Here is a 1,112-nt window from a genome sequence, read left to right on the forward strand (position 1 = left end):
TGAGAGTAACTGTTCATGCAGTGACGGTATTCAACCAGAAAGTCACGGCTAACTACGTGCCAGCAGCCGCGGTAATACGTAGGTGGCAAGCGTTATCCGGATTTATTGGGCGTAAAGCGAGCGCAGGCGGTTGCTTAGGTCTGATGTGAAAGCCTTCGGCTTAACCGAAGAAGTGCATCGGAAACCGGGCGACTTGAGTGCAGAAGAGGACAGTGGAACTCCATGTGTAGCGGTGGAATGCGTAGATATATGGAAGAACACCAGTGGCGAAGGCGGCTGTCTGGTCTGCAACTGACGCTGAGGCTCGAAAGCATGGGTAGCGAACAGGATTAGATACCCTGGTAGTCCATGCCGTAAACGATGAGTGCTAGGTGTTGGAGGGTTTCCGCCCTTCAGTGCCGCAGCTAACGCATTAAGCACTCCGCCTGGGGAGTACGACCGCAAGGTTGAAACTCAAAGGAATTGACGGGGGCCCGCACAAGCGGTGGAGCATGTGGTTTAATTCGAAGCTACGCGAAGAACCTTACCAGGTCTTGACATCTTGCGCTAACCTAAGAGATTAGGCGTTCCCTTCGGGGACGCAATGACAGGTGGTGCATGGTCGTCGTCAGCTCGTGTCGTGAGATGTTGGGTTAAGTCCCGCAACGAGCGCAACCCTTGTTACTAGTTGCCAGCATTCAGTTGGGCACTCTAGTGAGACTGCCGGTGACAAACCGGAGGAAGGTGGGGACGACGTCAGATCATCATGCCCCTTATGACCTGGGCTACACACGTGCTACAATGGCCGGTACAACGAGCAGCTAACCCGCGAGGGTGTGCAAATCTCTTAAAGCCGGTCTCAGTTCGGACTGCAGTCTGCAACTCGACTGCACGAAGTCGGAATCGCTAGTAATCGCGGATCAGCATGCCGCGGTGAATACGTTCCCGGGCCTTGTACACACCGCCCGTCACACCATGGAAGTTTGCAATGCCCAAAGTCAGTGGCCTAACCATTTTGGAGGGAGCTGCCTAAGGCAGGGCAGATGACTGGGGTGAAGTCGTAACAAGGTAGCCGTAGGAGAACCTGCGGCTGGATCACCTCCTTTCTAAGGAATAAAACGGAACCTACACAT

1 rRNA gene is annotated in these 1,112 nt (G+C 54.1%); it reads left to right on the plus strand.

Annotation, left to right across the window (positions count from 1 at the left end):
- A 16S ribosomal RNA gene (locus FD32_RS07055) occupies positions 1 to 1,085 on the plus strand; the annotation flags it as partial.
- Positions 1,086 to 1,112 lie beyond the last annotated feature (27 nt).

Origin of the sequence: Limosilactobacillus panis DSM 6035 (assembly GCF_001435935.1) — a bacterium.
Taxonomy (GTDB): Bacteria; Bacillota; Bacilli; order Lactobacillales; family Lactobacillaceae; genus Limosilactobacillus; species Limosilactobacillus panis.